At 65.5% G+C, this 17,866-nt stretch carries 13 protein-coding genes and 1 pseudogene; 7 read left to right on the forward strand and 7 right to left on the reverse strand.

Going from position 1 to position 17,866, the window contains the following annotated elements:
* The first annotated feature begins 81 nt into the window (after positions 1–81).
* Positions 82–1,107: an aldo/keto reductase gene (locus ACLMAJ_RS31750; protein WP_412017558.1), complete on the forward strand. Its 1,026-nt coding sequence runs from the start codon at positions 82–84 to the stop codon at positions 1,105–1,107.
* A gap of 152 nt (positions 1,108–1,259) precedes the next feature.
* Positions 1,260–2,879: a GAF domain-containing sensor histidine kinase gene (locus ACLMAJ_RS31755; RefSeq protein ID WP_412017559.1), complete on the forward strand. Its 1,620-nt coding sequence runs from the start codon at positions 1,260–1,262 to the stop codon at positions 2,877–2,879.
* A 21-nt stretch (positions 2,880–2,900) separates the two neighbouring features.
* Here the strand turns inward: ACLMAJ_RS31755 and ACLMAJ_RS31760 are convergent, their stop codons facing one another.
* Positions 2,901–3,758: an NAD(P)-dependent oxidoreductase gene (locus ACLMAJ_RS31760; RefSeq protein ID WP_412017560.1), complete on the reverse strand. Its 858-nt coding sequence runs from the start codon at positions 3,756–3,758 to the stop codon at positions 2,901–2,903.
* A gap of 297 nt (positions 3,759–4,055) precedes the next feature.
* On the opposite strand from ACLMAJ_RS31760, the gene ACLMAJ_RS31765 reads away from it, so the two are divergent.
* The 4 genes from ACLMAJ_RS31765 (at position 4,056) to ACLMAJ_RS31780 (ending at position 8,123) form a co-directional block, all read left to right on the forward strand.
* Entirely contained in the window at positions 4,056–4,277 is a 222-nt protein-coding gene (locus tag ACLMAJ_RS31765) for a hypothetical protein (protein WP_412017561.1), read from the forward strand.
* Positions 4,278–4,569: 292 nt separating this feature from the next.
* Positions 4,570–5,388, forward strand: coding sequence for a class I SAM-dependent methyltransferase (locus tag ACLMAJ_RS31770; protein WP_412017562.1), 819 nt, complete (start codon positions 4,570–4,572; stop codon positions 5,386–5,388).
* Positions 5,389–5,876: 488 nt separating this feature from the next.
* Positions 5,877–7,157, forward strand: a complete 1,281-nt coding sequence (locus ACLMAJ_RS31775) for an ATP-binding protein (RefSeq protein ID WP_412017563.1) — start codon at positions 5,877–5,879, stop codon at positions 7,155–7,157.
* 99 nt (positions 7,158–7,256) lie between these two features.
* Complete coding sequence (locus ACLMAJ_RS31780; protein WP_412017564.1) at positions 7,257–8,123, forward strand: class II glutamine amidotransferase; 867 nt, start codon at positions 7,257–7,259, stop codon at positions 8,121–8,123.
* Between the two features lie 165 nt (positions 8,124–8,288).
* Here ACLMAJ_RS31780 and ACLMAJ_RS31785 read toward each other — a convergent pair.
* The 4 genes and pseudogenes from ACLMAJ_RS31785 to ACLMAJ_RS31800 all read right to left on the reverse strand — a co-directional run bounded on the left by ACLMAJ_RS31785 (position 8,289) and on the right by ACLMAJ_RS31800 (position 12,658).
* A pseudogene (locus ACLMAJ_RS31785) lies at positions 8,289–9,756 on the reverse strand (NAD-dependent succinate-semialdehyde dehydrogenase).
* On the reverse strand, positions 9,753–10,919 hold the full coding sequence (locus tag ACLMAJ_RS31790; protein WP_412017565.1) for an iron-containing alcohol dehydrogenase family protein: 1,167 nt from the start codon (positions 10,917–10,919) through the stop codon (positions 9,753–9,755). The pseudogene ACLMAJ_RS31785 and the gene ACLMAJ_RS31790 overlap by 4 nt, the downstream one beginning before the upstream one ends.
* Before the next feature lie 53 nt (positions 10,920–10,972).
* Positions 10,973–11,794 (reverse strand): NAD(P)-dependent oxidoreductase, encoded by an 822-nt coding sequence (locus ACLMAJ_RS31795; protein WP_412017566.1) that lies wholly within the window; start codon positions 11,792–11,794, stop codon positions 10,973–10,975.
* A 120-nt stretch (positions 11,795–11,914) separates the two neighbouring features.
* Positions 11,915–12,658 carry a PDC sensor domain-containing protein gene (locus ACLMAJ_RS31800; protein ID WP_412017567.1) on the reverse strand — a complete coding sequence of 248 codons (744 nt, stop codon included), beginning with the start codon at positions 12,656–12,658 and terminating at the stop codon, positions 11,915–11,917.
* A 556-nt stretch (positions 12,659–13,214) separates the two neighbouring features.
* Between ACLMAJ_RS31800 and ACLMAJ_RS31805 the strand changes: the two genes are divergently transcribed.
* Complete coding sequence (locus ACLMAJ_RS31805; RefSeq protein WP_412017568.1) at positions 13,215–13,700, forward strand: ester cyclase; 486 nt, start codon at positions 13,215–13,217, stop codon at positions 13,698–13,700.
* Between the two features lie 137 nt (positions 13,701–13,837).
* Here the strand turns inward: ACLMAJ_RS31805 and ACLMAJ_RS31810 are convergent, their stop codons facing one another.
* Complete coding sequence (locus tag ACLMAJ_RS31810; RefSeq protein WP_412017569.1) at positions 13,838–14,209, reverse strand: nuclear transport factor 2 family protein; 372 nt, start codon at positions 14,207–14,209, stop codon at positions 13,838–13,840.
* 178 nt (positions 14,210–14,387) lie between these two features.
* The gene (locus tag ACLMAJ_RS31815; protein WP_412017570.1) at positions 14,388–17,672 is read right to left on the reverse strand and encodes a protein kinase domain-containing protein; all 3,285 of its coding nucleotides are present in this window, start codon (positions 17,670–17,672) and stop codon (positions 14,388–14,390) included.
* Positions 17,673–17,866: the final 194 nt, after the last annotated feature.

The raw sequence follows: 17,866 nt of genomic DNA on the forward strand, positions 1-17,866 counted from the left end.
GGGATCGCATTGCTGCTACCGGGAATCGTCTGGGTTTTGCAGCCAGCGAGTAGCCCGGTTTACCGCTGGCCGGCAGGAGCGATGGCCGCCAGCGGAGGCGACAGGCGCCCGACTACGCGCGAGGGTGGTTGCTATGAAACAACAACCTTGGGAATCAGCGGACTCCCCGTCTCTCGAATCGCCTTCGGCACCTGGCCACTCGGCGGCGACTGGGGCCGCTTCGACGAAGATGCAGCGATCACCGCGATCCGCCGCGCCCGCGAACTCGGCGTAAATTTCTTCGACACCGCGCAGGCATACGGATTCGGCGCGTCCGAACGGCTGCTCGGCAATGCCCTGCGGCACGAACTCACCGCCGCCCGAGACGAACTGGTGATCGCCACCAAGGGCGGCCTGCGCCGGACCGAGTCCGGCATGGTGCGCGACGCCGGCCCCGATTGGCTGCGCCGCGATGTGGACGCCAGCCTCGCCGCGCTCGGCCTCGACTACATCGACCTCTACCAGGTGCACTGGCCCGATCCGGCCGTTCCCGTCGCCGAGACCGCGGGCGCGTTGGCCGAGCTGGTGACCGCGGGCAAGATCCGCCACGTGGGCGTCTCCAACTACGACGTGGGACAGATCGCGGAATTCTCCGCGACCCTGCCGGTGGAGACCGTCCAGCCGCCGTATCACCTGTTCCGGCGCGAGATCGAGGACGAACTGCTGCCGTACTGCCGCGCACACCACATCGGCGTGCTGGCGTACGGCCCATTGGCGCACGGCCTGCTGACCGGAACGCTCAGCACCTACTCGACATTCGCCGAGGACGACTGGCGCAGCGCCAGCTCGGCTTTCACCGGCGAAGCCTACGAACGCAATCTCGCGACGGTGCAGACGCTCGAGGACTTCGCGACCGAGCGCGGAATCACCGTCAGCCAGTTGGCGATTGCCTGGACCCTGTCCAACCCCGCCATCCACGTCGCGATTGTCGGCGCCCGGCACGCGAGCCATGTCGAGGACAGCCTCGCGGCAGCGGAGGTATCACTGTCCGATACCGACCTCGACGAGATCGACAAGATCATGGCCTGGGCCACCCCGGTCGCCGGACCGTCACCGGAGAGTGTCTGATGAGCGCCGCAGCTCGCCCGCTCGGCACCGGGACCATGGTCGCGGCGAAGGTGGACTTGGGGCTCGTGATCGGATAGCCGGATCCGCCGACCGGTTACGATCGAATCGTTGCGTCGTCCGCGGTTGTCGACTGTCGATGTGAGCTCTGCGTCATGAGGCGGAACCGGTCCCGAACATGCGGCTGGCTGGCAGCCACGCCAGGCGCGATTACCGCACGCCACCGGACCGATATCCCACCGAGCTCGATGCGCGGGCGCTTGGTGTCGTTGTCCCTGCGCTCCACCTCCCCGCCCTGCTGGCTCGGGTTCGCGGTCGCGACCACTTTCATCGCGGCGGAATCGGTTCTGGTCCATTGGCTCAAACAGATCTGGCCCGGGGAGGCGTTCGGTGTGGTCTATCTGCTCGGGGTCCTGGTGGTCTCGACAATATGGGGACTCGGGGTGGCGGTGGTGACATCGGTGGCCAGCGCTATCGCCTTTGCCTACTTTCGCAACTGGCCTGAGCCCTTCGGCGCCGAGGCCGACGACTTGGCGGCCATTGCGGTCTTCCTGGTCGTCGCTTTGCTGGCGAACACCCTTGCGGGCTTGGCCCGAGCCCATGCCGCCGAAGCGAATCGACGGCGCGAACAAGCCGATCTGGTCGCCGAGCAACAAGCCGCACTGCGCCGGGTAGCCACGCTGGTCGCGCGCGGCGCGACCTCGGCGCAGGTGTTCTCGGCTGTGGCCGAGGAATCGGCCCGCTGCCTCGGCGTATTGAACGCGACACTGTTCCGCTATGAGCCAGACGGCTCGGGAACGATCGTCGCGGCCTGTGACGAGCCCGGACTACAGAAGATGCCGGTCGGTGAGCGCCTCACACTGGAAGGCGACAACATCGCGGCGATGGTGCTACACAGCGGCAGCCCGGCTCGGATGGACAGCCACGACCACGCCGTCGGCTCCGCCGCAGCGCGCATCCGAGAGCTGGGGCTGCGCGCGGGAGTCGGCGCGCCGATCGTCGTCGATGGCCAGCTGTGGGGGGCGATCGTCGCGGGTACATCGCGCCGCGAACCGCTGCCAACCGATACCGAAGCGCGCTTGGCCGAATTCGCGGACCTGGTCGCGACCGCGATCGCGAATGCCGAAGCGCGCGCACAACTGACCGCGTCCCGTTCTCGGATAATCACCGCCACCGATGAGGCTCGGCGGCGCCTCGAACGCGACCTGCACGACGGAGCGCAACAACGTCTGGTCTCGCTCGGACTCGCACTCCGTACCGTGGAGGCGGCGGTGCCTTCCGAACTGAGCACGTTGCAGACCCAGTTGTCGGGAGTGGTGGCAGGCCTGGTCGACGTCTCGGCAGATCTACGCGAGATCTCCCGCGGAATTCACCCGGCGATCCTGTCCAAAGGTGGGCTCGGACCCGCACTGAAGGCGCTGGCGCGCCGCTCAACCGTCCCGGTCGAACTGGACCTGAACTTGACCGAGCGAGTGCCCGAGTCCGCCGAAGTAGCCGCGTATTATGTTGCGGCAGAAGCACTCACGAACGCGGCGAAATATGCGCAGGCATCCGGGATCGACATCGACGCCTGGACCGAGGGCCCGCACCTTCGACTCTCGGTTCGTGATGACGGAGTCGGTGGCGCGGACCCGGCCGAAGGGTCAGGCCTCATGGGCCTGATCGACCGCGTCGAGGCCCTCGGCGGTCATCTGCACATCACGAGCCATCCCGGATGCGGGACGACCCTGTTCATGCAGATCCCGATCGTCACCGAATCACCGACGACCACCTGATAGCCGAATTACCCAGGATCACTACGATGTTGTTGGCGCTTGGCGCCGGTAGAGGTCGGTGACGACCGAGATGTCGGCATCCGCATGACGGAACGCCACCGCCTCATAGAGGTGCCACACCACCTCGGCCTCCGGCAACTCCACACCGGCGGCGCGTGCTATTTCGAGCGCCAAGCCAGCATCCTTCGCACCGAGCGCCGTGGTCCACCACCCATCCGTTGTACCGGTCAGCACACTGTCGAACCGGTTGTGCAATCCGGGCGCCACGACGGGACTCGTGCCGAGTAGATCCCGCAATTGATCGTCCTCTAGGCCTCCCGACCGGCCCACAGCGAACGCCTCGGCCAACGCGACAACTCCCGAAAGCAACAAGAGGTTGGTCGTCAGCTTGGCGACGAGGGCAAGCGGCGCCGTGTCGTAGCGCCGGACCGTATCCGAAAGCGAATAGATCATCGGACGAAGACGGTCCACCCGGTCGACGTCACCACCGACCAGCAACACCGCCCGCCGCGCGCTCACCGCAGCGGGACCACCGACTACCGGCATGGCGACGAATTGGGGAAAGACCTCTGCCAGATAACCGCTGAGCGCAGGAGACACCGTCGAACAGTCGACGTAACTGGTCGCCGCATCCAACGAGGCCCGCAGATCCCCCAGCGCCACAGCCCTGACCGCCGCGTCGTCGGCCAACATCGTGACCACCACGCCGGCGCCCTGCACAGCCTCGGCGATGCTTTGCGCCTCTTCAGCACCGGCGGACACGAGCCGCCCGGCCTTACCCGTCGTTCGGTTCCACACCCGCACCCGGTGTCCGCCCTCGAGCAGACGCCCCGCCAGTGCCTGTCCCATCCGTCCCATGCCCAATACCGCGATATCCATCCGGCCTCCTCGGCGCTCGTATCCGTTGCGACATGACATCGCCGTCAGCGTCGTCCGCTGTGACTGCAACCCTCGCGCATATCGTCGAGTACGTCATTGCCGCTGACCAGACAGTGGCGATACCCGCTACCTGCATCCCGCAGAGCTGTACTGGCAGCGATGGCAGCGCACCCGGCCCAGCTAGCGACGGTCGGCATTCTGGGAGTTGTGGATAGCGACCGATAAGCATCGCGTTGTCGGGCGCCTTCTTTCTGTCGGCTGCGTTACCTCGGAGAATATCGAGATGCTCAGCCTTGATTGCCCGAGAAAGGGCATCACCACATATCAGACAAGCCGGGCAGCAACACGGTGTATATCAACCTACCGCTGTTCGAGGGCCTCGTGGAGGATCATATCGCCATGGAAATTACCGGTATCGAAATGGACACATTCGATCCCGACGACAAGCTGCGGCCGTGCCGGCGCGTTTTCACCGGCTTGCCAGCAGAATGGTTGGGTTCGACCGAACCCGGGTGCTGATCATATTGCGCCTCATATTGCGCCTGAGGACCTCGGCGACTGGCGATTCTGGTACCGCATCGAAAGCGCATGAGCAGAACCCGCTGTACGGCAACGCGACGCCGGGCCTGCACGGGCCGAAATGGCGGTCGTGTCAGCCGCGCACATCGGCCGCTCCAATAGCGGCCTTTTCCTGGCACAGCACGCTCACCGTTCAGCCGCACTTGTCCTGCACAACATTTGACTTCGCGACTCGTCGTAAATCGATCAGGTTCGGCAGCGTCCGCCGGCCCGACTACAGAGGGAGCATCAGATGACCGAATCCGACCCCGCTGATCTCGAGACGCGGCATCGCGCAATGTGGGCACTGGGCGACTACCCGGCCGTCGCCACCGAAGTCATCCCTGGGCTGGGCCGGCGTCTCGTCGAGGTCTGCCGCATCGGCCCGGGTCAGCGCGTGCTGGACATTGCGGCCGGATCCGGGAATGCAGCGATCCCCGCCGCGGCGGCCGGCGCGGACGTCGTTGCGAGCGACCTCACGCCGGAGCTGTTCGACGCGGGCCAGCGTATCGCCGCCGCCCAGGGCGTCGACCTGCAGTGGCAGGAAGCCGACGCCGAGGCATTGCCCTACGCCGATGCCGAGTTCGACGCCGTGATCTCGTGCGTGGGCATCATGTTCGCGCCGTTCCACCGGGCGGCCGCCGACGAACTGGTTCGCGTCACCAAGCCGGGCGGCACGATCGGGCTCATCAACTGGACACCCACCGGATTCATCGGGCAGATGTTCGCAACGATGAAACCGTTTGCTCCGCCACCCCCGCCCGGTGCACTGCCGCCCCCGATGTGGGGCGACGAGACACATGTCCGGTCGCTTTTGGGCGATCGCGTCGCCGACCTGGGGCTGCGACGCGAAAACGCGGTCATCGATTGTTTCTCCGACGGCGCCGAGTTCCGCGACTTCTTCAAGGCCTACTACGGACCGACGGTCGCCGTGTACAAAGCCATTGCCGCAGAACCCGATCGGATCGAGCGGTTGGACCGGGAACTCGCGGATCTCGCTTCCCGATACGATCTGGGCAACGGGCGGATGGAGTGGGAGTACCTCTTGGTCACCGCGCGCCGATCGGCCTGAACTGGTCATATGGAGTTGCTCGGACAGTCGGAAAGGCACAGTGGCCGATGCGAGCGTCGGCGCACAGCGGCTACCTATGAGCAGACACCCCACACTGAACTCGGTGTCACCACCACCGGAATCGAATCGTTGCTCCCGCGCGGTCAGCAGAAGTGCCCAAACTGCCGACAATCGAGTACCCAGGGCATCAGGCGCAGTGTCGGCGTCATGCCGATGAGACCCGCAGCGGTCAGATCGCCTATGGACACTTCCACGCCGCCGACTCAGGTCACCACCAGGACCGCGTCATCGGTGCGACACGCGGCATGGCGCGGGATCCCTGGCCGCTGGGCGTGATCCGGACCCAGACGGGGCTCACGCAGCTTGCTGGATGACCGGCTGGCGGGGAAAATGGTGGCTACCACAGCGCGGCTGCGCGGGCGTGCGGCCGAGCATCCGAACGGGTCGAGTCCCGCCGCTGCACCGGTGGGGCTGGAAAGTGAGTGCGCGTGCCGGTCTGGCGCCTGCGGGACTTCCACGATGACGACCTGGATCAAGCCATCCAGCTGTGGGACCAGAACCGCCAGTCCGACCTGCCACAGCCGGTGTTCCCCCTGTCCGAGGTCGTGTCTGCGGCCAGGAACGGTCAGCCCGCCGTTGTCGCGCTTGTCGCAGAGCAGGTGGTGGGCCTTGCGGTGGCACGTGTGGACGGGGAGCGTGCGTGGATCGTGCTGATCGCGCTGTCGGGCTCATGGCGCAACCGGGGTCTCGGCAGCGCGCTGATCGCGGACATCGAGAGGCGTCTGCGTGGATCTGGAGTGCGCCGCATAAGCGCGGTGCTCGCACCCGGGGCGACCGGGGCAGCGGCTTTGGAGAACTCCGGGTACCACCAAGTCGGCGGGCTGGTCTTCCACGAGAAGGTCCAGCACCTGGGTGCGGGAGACATGGGGCTGCTGGCCGAACTCGGCGGCCGGATCCTGCCGCGGGGACTGTGGGAGGACCTCGTCGGCATGCGGGAGGCAAAGGAGACCATCGAGAAACGGATCGTGCTGCCGTTGGCAGAGCCCGACGTCGCCGATCGGTACGGCGTGACGCCACCGAAGGCGGTGATCCTGTTCGGGCCGCCCGGCACCGGCAAGACCAGTTTCGCCAAGGCCGTGGCGTCCCGCCTGGGATGGCCGTTCGTGGAGTTGTTCCCCTCCCGGTTGGCATCCGACGGGGCCGGCGGCCTCGCTGCGTCACTACGCGACGCCTTCTCGGACCTGGCCGAGTTGGAGAGCGTACTGCTGTTCATCGACGAGGTCGAGGAGATCGCCGCCGCACGTTCCGGCGTCGCGGTCGACCCCGGCCACGGCGTCACCAACGAGCTTCTCAAACTGATCCCCGCGTTTCGGGACCACACCGACCGACTGCTGATATGCGCCACCAACTCGTTGCGAACACTCGACCCCGCGTTCTTGAGGCCCGGACGGTTCGACTACATCATTCCGGTCGGGCCGCCCGACCCGGTGGCTCGCGAGGCCATCTGGAGGCGCTACCTGGGCCCGGCCGCCGACGCGGTGGACCTCGGCGCACTCGTGCAGGCCAGCGAGATGTTCACTCCAGCCGATATCGAATTCGCAGCCCGCAAGGGAGCCCAACGCGCGTTCGAGCGCGAGGTGACCTATCGCAGCGGTCAACCAGTCGGCACCGATGACTTCCTGGCGGCCGTTGACGACACCCGGCCCACCCTGACCGACCAGGCACTCGCCAGCTTCCACGAGGACATCGAGCACTACCAGCGCATCTGAAAGATGGATACCAACTCTGTCCCACCGACCTGCCATCACGCCGGGGACTACGATCGCAGGACGCCCATCACACGCGGACAACGCCCAGGCAGGAGTCCCATGTGTCACTTGTTCGGTTTGTCGGCCGCACCGCAGCGAGTGCGGGCGACGTTCTGGTTGTTGGACGCACCGGACAGTCTTTCGGTGCAGAGCAGACGTGAACCCGACGGCGTCGGTCTGGGCACATTCGCCGCCGACGGGGTCCCGCTGGTGGAGAAACAACCGATCGCCGCGTACCAGGACGTCCAATTCGCTCGGGAGGCGCGCGAACGGGAGTCGATGACGTTCGTCGCGCACATCCGCTATGCCACCACAGGCGGCTTGCAACCTCGTAACACCCACCCGTTCGAACAACATGACCGTCTGTTCGCACACAACGGTGTGCTGTGGGGCCTCGACGAATTGGACTCCGAACTCGGTGACTACCTCGATCTGGTGCACGGCGACACGGATTCTGAACGATTCTTCGCCCTGATCACCCAACGCACTGACCGGCACGCCGGCGACGTCACCGCCGGCATCACCGACGCGGTGGGGTGGATCGCCGACCGGCTGCCGGTCTACGCCCTCAACCTGGTGCTCACCACGGCAACGAACCTGTGGGCGCTCCGATATCCCGACACACACAGCCTTTACGTCCTCGAACGCGCGGCAGGCGGACCACAGGGCACTCGGCATCTGGACCAGGCCGGGCGGGCCGGGATCCGAACGCGCAGCGGACATCTGGGCGAATTCCCGGCGGTCGTCGTGGCCAGCGAGCGCACCGACGAGGACCCGGGCTGGCGGGCACTGGCACCGGGCGAGCTACTGCATGTCAACGACCATCTGCGCATCAAATCGAGCACCGTCCTGGATTTCGCCCCGCGCCATCCACTGTCACTGGCGCAGCTCGACAGCCGAGCGGCCGCAGCGCAGTCGGGGCGGTGACCACGCGTCGTGCCACAGGTAGGTCGTCCGGACCTACTTCGCGGTCGATTGGGCCGAGATGGCTCCTGTACAACGTTTCGATTGCCTGCGCTTCCGGCAAGGACCCGGCCGGTGCGAACGCCCGCCGCCAGTGGCGGGCGCACGCGCCGGATGCGGGACCCGAGATTACATCTCTACCGCGAGATACTTGGTTTCCAAGTACTCCTCGATCCCCGTGGCACCGCCCTCTCGGCCCTGGCCCGAGGCCTTGATACCGCCGAATGGGCCGCCCGGATCGGAGACCAGGCCGCGGTTCACGCCGACCATGCCGGTCTCCAGGCGTTCGGCGAAACGCAGGGCCCGGGAGATATCGCGGGTGTACACGTATCCGGCGAGGCCGTATTCGGTGTCGTTGGCGGTGGCCAGCGCTCGGCGCTCGGTGTCGAAGGTGGTGATCGCCGCGACGGGCCCGAAGATCTCCTCGTGCGCCAGGCGCGCGGTATCGGGCACCTCGGTCAGGACGGTCGGCTGGAAGAAGTGACCGTCCTCGCCGAATGTCTTGCCGCCGGTGCGGATTCGGGCGCCGTGGGCGACCGCGTCGTCGACCAGGTCGGCGACCTTGGCCAGCTGCGCCGCATCGATGAGCGGGCCCACCGTACTGGCCGGATCGAAGCCGTCGCCGACGACGAGTCCCTCGAACCGCCGCACGAGCCGCTCGGTGAATTCCGCCGCGACGGCGCTGTGCACGAGGAATCTGTTTGCCGCGACACATGATTCACCAGCGTTTCGCATCTTGGCCAGCATCGCTCCGTCCACCGCCGCGTCCAGATCGGCATCGTCGAAGACGACGAACGGACCGTTGCCACCCAACTCCATCGAGGTGCGCAGCACCTGATCGGCGGCCTAGCGCAACAGCATCGAACCGACTCCGGTGGATCCGGTGAACGAGACCTTGCGTAGCCGCGGATCCGCCATCAGCGCTCGCGACTGCGCGGCGGCGTCGAGTGTGGGGACGTAATTCACCACGCCCGAGGGCACATCCAGCTCATCGAAGATCCGCATCAGCAGTGCCAGCGTCAACGGGGTCTGCGGCGCGGGTTTCACTACGCAGGTACACCCCGCCGCCAGCGCCGCGCCGATCTTGCGAGTCGCCATGGCCAGTGGGAAGTTCCACGGGGTGATCAGCAGTGACGGACCGACCGGCACCGTGGTGGTGACGATCCGGTAGCCACCATTCGGAGCGGGTGCGTAGGACCCGGTGAGATGGGCCGCCTGCTCGGAGAACCAGCGCAGGAATTCCGCGCCGTAGGCCACCTCGCCGCGCGCCTCGGCCAGCGGCTTGCCCATTTCCAGGGTGATCAGCCGCGAAATCCTCGGTTCGCTCGATGATCCGGTCGAACACTCGGCGCAGCAGTTCGGCACGGGCGCGCGGAGTCGTCGCGCCCCATGCCTCCTGAGCCGCGTGCGCGGCGGCCAGCGCGGCGACGCCATCCTCGACGCTCGCGTCGGCAACTTCGGTCAGTGTCGTGCCGTCGGCCGGATCGTGCACGGAAAAGCGTGCCGCCGTGGATGATTCGTGCCAGGAGCCGTTGATGTACAGGTCCCGCGGCAGGACCGCGACGAGGGCGCGAGCGGAATTGCGATCGTGGCTCATCGGCTCTCCCGCAGTAGGTCGGTGAGCTGTTGCGGGCTCGGGCGGCGCGGGGTGTTGTTGGTGACCGCGTCGTGGAGGGTTTTGGTGACGAGGGTGTCGATCAGATCGGCGGTGACTCCGATCGCGCCCAGGTCGGTGGGCAGGCCGACCGCGACCGCGATTTCCACGATCCGCGCGACCGCCCGCTCGCCGGTGCCGCTCAGATCCAGCGCCCGCACCAAGTCCGCGTACCGGGCCGGGGCGGCGTCGACGCCGAACAGCAATGCCGGGCCAGCGATCGAGGCCAGTGCGACACCGTGCGGGGTGCCGGTGGTGGCGGTGATCGAGTGACCGATGCCGTGCACCAGGCCCAGACCGCTCAGGGATAACGCGCGCCCGGCCAGATGCGCGCCGATCAGCATGCGACTGCGCGCCTCGAGATCGCCGCCGTCGGCGACCGCGTCGGCCAGGGCGGCGGTGGTCAGCCGCAGCGATTCGGTGGCATAAGCGCGCGAGAGCGTCGTAGCACCCTGGGACAGTAGCGATTCCGCGCCATGGATGATGGCGTCGAAACCTGCCGCGGCGGTCACCGCGGCAGGCAGTTCGACCGTCAGCTCGGCATCGAGAACGACCAACTCGGGGGTGGTCGCCGCGGTGCCGATATAGACCTTGCGGTGATCGGCGCTTTCCATGACGCCGAAGCCGTTGGTCTCCGCACCGGTTCCGGCGGTGGTCGGAATCGCCGCCAACGGCACCGGCGGTGCGTCGAATTCCTCTGAACCGTCCAGCGATTCGGCGGACAGCGCGGTATGGGTCAGCAATGCGACGGCCTTCGCGGCGTCCAGCGCGGAACCGCCGCCGATCGCCACAATGAAGTCGGCGCGGGCATCGCGCGCGACGGCGGTGGCCACATCCAGCGACGCGGTCGATGGGTTCGCCGGAATCTCGCTGTGCACGGTCACGGTGGGCCCGGCCGCGCCGATCGCGGCGGCGATATCGTCGACCATGCCGGTCTTGCGCAGGCCCGGATCGGTGACGATCACGACCCGCCGGGCACCGCGCTCGTGCAGCAACCCGCCGAGCCGCGCGACCGATCCGGCACCGGCGATCACCCGGGTGTGGGTGCTGATATCCCAATTCTCGGCGTGCACGGAACGCGCGTAGCCGCAATAGTGTTCGGACATTACGCCGTGTTGGTCAGGCATTCGATCCGCTGCCGCCCGCGGCCCTGACTCGCTCATGCCGCCGTCCCCTCTGCCGCTACCGTCAGCCGCAGTTGCAGCGCGGCGTTGTCCTCGGCCAGCCGGATCGGCGTCATCTCTCCGGCGTGGGGACCGCATTTGGCCAGCGCGGTGCGATAAATCTGCTCGACGTGCGCCGACAGCGGTGCCGGGACGCCGACGTCGCGGCTCAGATCGATCGACAGGCCGAGATCTTTGCAGGCCAGTTTCATCGCGAAGGAATCGTCGTAATCACCGCCGAAGACCGACGGCAGATCGTTGGCGAGGAATGCGCTCGCGGCGGGGCTGGCCAGCAGCGACCGGTGCAATACGGCCAGGTCCACCCCGGCCTTCATCCCCACGGTGAGTACCTCGGCGCTGGCGACCAGATGTGAGAACCACAGCGGGTTGATCATCAGCTTGACGGTGTACCCGGCGCCGAGACCACCGACGTGCAGCACCCGCTCGGGATCGCCCATCACCTCGAGCAGCGGCCGCACCCGGGCCAGCACCTCGGCCGCACCGCCGACGAAGATTTGCAGCAGACCCGCGGCCGCACCCTTGGCCATACCGGAAACCGGTGCGTCGAGCCGGTGAACCCCACGCTCGGTGAGGGTTTCGTCGGCCACCCGGGCCGCCGCCGGCGTGGAAGTGGACATATCCACCCACACCGAACCGGTCGGCAGCAGCGGTGCCATCTCCCGGACGACCGCCTCCACTTGTGCCGGTCCGGGCAGCATGGTGATCACCACATCGCAGGCAGCGGCGAGCGCGGCGATCGAGTCCGCGCGCAGTGCGCCGAGATCGACCAGGCACGTCGCTGACCAAGGCGGTCCCATCGTCTTTCGATATCGAGCCGCGCCAGTCCTCGGGTCCGGAAACCAAGGCTCGGGCTCCGGCTACCACCAGCGCCAGGTGCGGCGAGATCGCCGCGACATCGGTAGGTAGCGTGCTGCGCGTCAGTGGGACGGTATGGATCCCAGCGGCTGCAACAACCAGGGCATCGCCTCGATCGGCACTGCCGCAGCAGATCGGTCCGTCCGGCTCGTCTTGGACCCGGTCCTGAATTCGGAATCGGTCCCCATAATGACGCAGCCTTCGCTGTTGACCAGCACTAGCCGCTGACCGAATACCTGGAAACGCGGAAGCAGGACCTCCTCGATCGAGGCAGCCGACACATCGGCACCAGCGATTCCGAGGAAGGCTCCCGATGTGGTCGTGACCGGTATCGCGAACGTACACACGCACCGATTGGTGCACGCGTAATCGCGGTGCGGCCCGTCCACCCACCGCTTACCCTGGTCGCGCGGGATCACGAACCAATCCATTCCGGTGTAGTCGTAGAAGTATTCACTCTGCGGATTCAATTCGAGCATCAGGCGTCGCGGTCCGCGTTGCACGTCCGGAAGCCACCATTCCAGATGCCGGGGCTGATCCACGAGAAGGCCCTCGGCCAGCACAACGCCTGCCCCGTCGAACAGATTCCCACGCCGCTCGAGCTCTCCGACAATGGTCTCGCGCAGCGGTGCTAGATCAGTCGACCGAGGAACGGACCCCAGCTTCTCGGTGAGACCATCCCACAGGGTCGTCAACGCGGTCCCGATGGTTGCTAGCGACAGGTACACCTCGTCGGCCAGTCTTGCGACGGCAGAAGCGAGCGACTCGACGGTCACCGGGGCCGGACAGTTATCGGTCTCCTTCATCGATCACGGAGCTCCAAACGTAGGGCGACGAGGCGGCGGATGCGTGATTCTGTATGTAATTCTGCCAGTTCTCTCGCCTAGGCATCATCTTCTGGTTCGATCGCGTCCAGCGGGCTTTGGGAGAACGCGTGGGAGCAGTTCATCTCGTCCCTGGACTTTAGTGAGATAGACCCTCTCTGAAACTTGGCTTCTTGTGTAGGGCGGTGAAGGGATTCGTCCACGACCGCTCAGCCAAAGGACTCACCGAGATCAGCTGATCGCGACGGTATTGGTGTCGGTTCGAACATCGAGGGTTACTGAGGGAACGCCAACCCGACGGCTCTGACACCGGTGCGCAACGTTACGGCAACCCGTTGTAGAAGGTAGCCCAGCGGCTGATCCTCGAGGCCTAGCATGGCAACTATGACAACTCCTTCCTCTGACGCGGTATTCGAATCCGCCTATCGCGGCGAGGCGGTCGAGATAGGGCTGGGTATCCGGCCGCCGTGGCGGTGGTGCGGAACGAACCGGATGGCCCGGCGGCGCGGGCACCGGTCGCCCAGCCGGAGGTTCTCGAATGAATCGCCTGGCTACTCGACCGCAGCCCTGTAACAAGGAGGAGAGGCAAGTCATGAACCGGACGAACCTCGGAGAAGCGGCCAAGGCCGTCGTCCGGCGCAACACCGAACAGGTCCAGGGACAAGGCAACTTCACCCTATTCGAAGAGTTGTTCGCTGACGATTTCATCGACCACACTCCACAGCCGAATACCACTCCAGATAAAGACGGCGTGCGCGTGCTGTATCAGCGCCTACGCGAAGCCTTTCCGGATTTCCGCCCGGAAATCCATTGGCAGACCGTCGAAGGCGACGTGGTCACCACCTACAAGACCTACCACGGCACCCATCTCGGGTCGCTGTTCGGTATCGCGCCGACCGGACGCGTGGTGCAGTTCGAAACCGTCGATGCCATGCGCGTGCGCGACGGCCGCATCGTCGAGCACTGGGGTGTTGCCGACCTGTTCTCGCTGGTTCACCAGCTGGGCGCACGCCTACAAGCCTGAACCCATTCTCCTGAGCACGCGGCGTCACAACAGGGTTTCGGTGAGCCCGGTACACCGTTGCAGACCTGCGGGCTTGCGCGCCGATGAACCCCCGACTGGGTGCGAGACCCGTGGAACGGGTCTCGCACGGCCTCGAGCTAGGACGGCTGACGCATCTCGGTGACGATGGTGTAGAGCTCGATGATGACGCCGTCCTTGATACGAGCGACGTCCATGCCGCTGACCACCGGCGGTTGGTCGACAGGGCCGTATTGGAAGCCGAGGTGGCCGATGTCGTCGAGCTCCGACACAGGGCCTGCGGGCTGGAAGACCCAGTCCGGGTTTTCGGCACGCAACTCTTCGGCGCGGCGTTCGAGATCCTTGCGCCCGTGCACAATTCGGTCCGATTCGTGCCACACCACATCTTCGGTATAGGTCTCGGCGATGGCTGCGGCCCGGCGAGCCGGGTCGGGCTCGTTGAAGACGTCGAGAAGGTTGCGTCGCATGAGGTCGGCGGGGGAACTGGTCATGGCAAGTCCTTTCATGCGGGGTAGTCGGTGTAGTTCCACATTGAAGGTACTGCTCGTTCGGAAGAGTCCCGGGCCGAATCCGCGTTGCTGTCACCTGATGCGTTGACGTGTATGAACATGCTGACCGACCTGCATGAGAAACGACCGCTCCGAACGCGCTGCCGACGCCCTCGAACAATCACTGCCGAGAGCTGCCCTGATTCGCTTGATCCACTATCCAGACCGCGACTTGGGCGCGCGAGGTGAACCCTAGTTTGGTCAGAATGTGTTCGACGTGACCTTGGGCGGTGCGTGGCGATATGAACAATTCGCTGGCGATCTGTTTGTTGCTGAGTCCTTGTGCGATGAGGAGTGCGACCTGCCGTTCACGCTTGGTCAACTTCGTGGTCGGGTCTGTTGCGGGTGCCGTGTCGATACCCTGTTCACCGAGTGCGTATGCCCTCGCGGCGGCAGTATCCATTGCCCGGCCGCGCTGGAAGGCCGCCTCGAATTTGCCCGTACCGAGGGCTCTTCGCGCCGATTTTTCACATCCCTCATGAAAGCGCGACAAATTATCGAAGACACTGTTGAGACTGCTTCTCACCGGCCACAGTTCGCGTGCGGCTCCCATGAGGACCGCCGCCCGCTCGATATCGTTGCGGTCACTGGCAATCCATGCCAGTGCCTCCAGCCCGAACGCCATCACGATCGAACTGCTCAGCGGCTTATCGACGCGTAGCGCCTGTTCGAGCAGCTCTTGCGCCCGGTCGGTATCGCCGCGCCGCCATTCGGCAACGCCCATACCCCGCAAAGCCAACGAGCGATAGAACAATTCACCGCACTCTTCGGTGATGGAGATGATATTTCGCTGATGCACGATCGCTTTCGACGTATCGCCGCGCAGTTCGTATGTCCAACCGAGCAAGTTCAATGCATGAACATGGAGATGTCCGGTCCTATCCGAACTGAAGACCTCGATGGCACGCTCGAGGAAGGAGGCCGCCAGCGCGGGTTCGCCGCGGCCAAGGGCGAGGGCGCCTGCGGCATGGTCCATCTGCGCCTGGGCCATGGGGGTAGGAGCCTGTTCAGCAAGTGTTCGTCCCTGCTCCAGCAAGGATGCCGCGGACGGGAAATCGCCGTGTGACGTGGCCAGCTGGCTGCTGACGCGAAGTGCGCTCACACGGTGAGGGATTGATCGTGCACGGGGATGAGCGAGGACGCGGTCGAGCCAGGATCGTCCTTCGCCGTACAGACCGCGAAAGACCCAGAACTCCCACAATGCCGAAGCCGTTTGTAGCCCTGCATCGGCTGCCTCCTCGGTGTCCTCGGACAGGGAGCATTCGAGCGCCTCGCGCAGGTTCGGTTGCTCACGGGTGAGCCGGGCAACCCAGTCGGGTTGCCGACTGCTGATCCACCCGGCTTCCGCGTCCAGCGCCAACCGCCGACACCAGTTGCGATGGCGTCGGCGCAACTCCTGGTACTCACCGGAGGCTTGCAGCTTCGACCGGCCGTATTCCCGCAGCATCTCCAGCATCCGGAACCGTACGACAGGGCCCGATTCCTCCCGGACCAGGATCGACTTGTCCACCAGGGAAGACAGCACATCGAGCACACCTAGTGGCGCCTGGGCATCGCCGCACACCTGCTCTACGGCGTCCAGTCCGCAACTGCCCGCGAATACCGACAGCTGAGCCCACAGTCGCTGCTCGGCCGGGGAACATAACTCGTAGCTCCAGTCGATACACAGCTTCAGTGATTGTTGCCGCGGTGGCGCGGTGCGGATGGCGGTGGTGAGTAGCGCCATCCGATCGCTGAGCCGGTGCAGGATCTGCTCCGGCGACATCGTGCGCATGCGAGCCGCGGCCAGCTCGATCGCCAGCGGCACGCCGTCCAACCTGGCGCAGATCCTGGTCACCGTGTCTTTGTTGCCCTCGTCGAGCTCGAGCCCTGGCACGGCTGCCGCGGCGCGCTCGACGAACAGTGTCACCGCGTCGAAGCGTGGCCGTGCTTGCAGCGACGTATCGCGATCCGAATCCGGGACGCTCAGCGGCATTACACGCACCACCGCTTCCCCAGCGGTATTCAGCGGTTCACGGCTGGTAACGAGAATTCGTACCTCCGGACAGGACCGCAGTAGGGTCTCGTTCAGTTCGGCGACAGCCTCGACCAGCTGCTCACAGTTGTCCAGGACGAGCAATGTTTCGCGCGAGCTCAGATAATGCACCAAAACCTCGAGCAACGGCCTCGTAGAGTCGTCCCGCACACCCAAGGTCGCCGCCATGACATCGACCAATAGCGCGGTGTCGTACACATCGGCCAGTTCCACCAGCCACACCCCATCGGAGAAATCGCGCTGCGCCTGTGCGGCCGCCCGCAGTGCCAAACGCGTCTTTCCGACGCCTCCGGCTCCGGTCAATGTCACTGAGCGGGAAGCGGACAGATGATTCTTCACCTCCGCCAACTCGGCACGCCGGTCGACAAGCCCGGTCAGCTCGAGCGGAAGATTGCCGCCGCCATTGCGACCAACCGCGGCCAGCCTGCGCCGTCCCGGCGCCGGTATTTTGCGGACCTCGTGTTCGGGAACAGGTTCGTTCTGCAGAGCCATCTCGCCTGTCGAGAATCCGCGACGCCGCTGAACCTCCCGACTGGCTTCCCCCAACTCCGCGGCAGAGGGCCGCTCGCGGGGCTCTCGATTCATCGCCTTTTCCACCAGCGCCGACACGTCGTCGGCGATGCCGTCGTCGCGCAGGTCAGGCATCGGCTGGGTCGTGATCCGCAAGAACTGCGTCACCACGTTCTCACCACTACGACGTTCGAAGGCCGCATGACCAGTGAGCGCACAGAACAAAGTGGCTCCGAGTCCGTAGACATCCGCCGACGCCGTCGGTGTTTCACCCTCCAGCACCTCTGGTGCGGTGAACGCAGGCGTGCCGGTCACCGTGTCCGCGGCCGTTTGAAACCCACCGGCGATGTGCGCGATACCGAAGTCGGTCAAAGCCGGCTCACCGTATGCGGTGAGCAGAATATTTCCCGGTTTCACATCCCGATGCACAATCCCGAGGCGATGCGCGGTCTCGAGTGCGCCAGCGATCTTCACCCCGATCCACAGCACACGCTCCGCAGAGAGCGGACCATGTCGACGTATCCGCACATCGAGAGAATCCAATGGGTGATAAGGCATCACCAGAAAAGGGCGCCCACTGGCGGTGGTACCCACCTCCAACACGGTGACAATGTTCGGGTGCCCGGTCAAACGGCCCATCGCCCGCTGCTCCCGCAGGAATCGTGACTGATTATCCTCATCCAATTCCGCGGTCAGCACCTTCACCGCCACCATCCGATCCAGCGCTACCTGCCGACAGCGATACACGACACCGAAACCACCCCGCCCGATCTCGACAGCGTCCTCGAAACCAGCCGCATCCAACTCCGTGAGAAGCGTCGGCAACTCACGTTGTGTCCGCAGCTGATCATCGCTGGTCATTGATCAAATGAGACCCGATATGCCCGTCTCAGCACGACAGTCACTCATGCGCCCACCTCTCCTAACTCTCACTGTATCGCCGCCTGACAGGGACGTCCGATATCCGGCTCGGGCTGACTCTGTCGGCGACGATCGCCATCTTGTACTCGGCGGTGAAATTGCGCCGTCTCGCCCATATCTTCAGGGAACTACTC

Origin of the sequence: Nocardia arseniciresistens (assembly GCF_046764875.1) — a bacterium.
Lineage (GTDB): Bacteria > Actinomycetota > Actinomycetes > Mycobacteriales > Mycobacteriaceae > Nocardia > Nocardia arseniciresistens.

Excerpts from the sequence above, each read along its gene's own strand:
- ACLMAJ_RS31790 (WP_412017565.1), bottom strand. The coding sequence starts at position 10,919 with ATGTCCGAACACTATTGCGGCTACGCGCGTTCCGTGCACGCCGAGAAT.
- ACLMAJ_RS31815 (WP_412017570.1), bottom strand. The coding sequence starts at position 17,672 with ATGACCAGCGATGATCAGCTGCGGACACAACGTGAGTTGCCGACGCTT.
- ACLMAJ_RS31795 (WP_412017566.1), bottom strand. The coding sequence starts at position 11,794 with ATGGGACCGCCTTGGTCAGCGACGTGCCTGGTCGATCTCGGCGCACTG.
- ACLMAJ_RS31770 (WP_412017562.1), top strand. The coding sequence starts at position 4,570 with ATGACCGAATCCGACCCCGCTGATCTCGAGACGCGGCATCGCGCAATG.
- ACLMAJ_RS31760 (WP_412017560.1), bottom strand. The coding sequence starts at position 3,758 with ATGGATATCGCGGTATTGGGCATGGGACGGATGGGACAGGCACTGGCG.
- ACLMAJ_RS31780 (WP_412017564.1), top strand. The coding sequence starts at position 7,257 with ATGTGTCACTTGTTCGGTTTGTCGGCCGCACCGCAGCGAGTGCGGGCG.
- ACLMAJ_RS31810 (WP_412017569.1), bottom strand. The coding sequence starts at position 14,209 with ATGACCAGTTCCCCCGCCGACCTCATGCGACGCAACCTTCTCGACGTC.
- ACLMAJ_RS31750 (WP_412017558.1), top strand. The coding sequence starts at position 82 with ATGGCCGCCAGCGGAGGCGACAGGCGCCCGACTACGCGCGAGGGTGGT.
- ACLMAJ_RS31805 (WP_412017568.1), top strand. The coding sequence starts at position 13,215 with ATGAATCGCCTGGCTACTCGACCGCAGCCCTGTAACAAGGAGGAGAGG.
- ACLMAJ_RS31800 (WP_412017567.1), bottom strand. The coding sequence starts at position 12,658 with ATGAAGGAGACCGATAACTGTCCGGCCCCGGTGACCGTCGAGTCGCTC.
- ACLMAJ_RS31755 (WP_412017559.1), top strand. The coding sequence starts at position 1,260 with ATGAGGCGGAACCGGTCCCGAACATGCGGCTGGCTGGCAGCCACGCCA.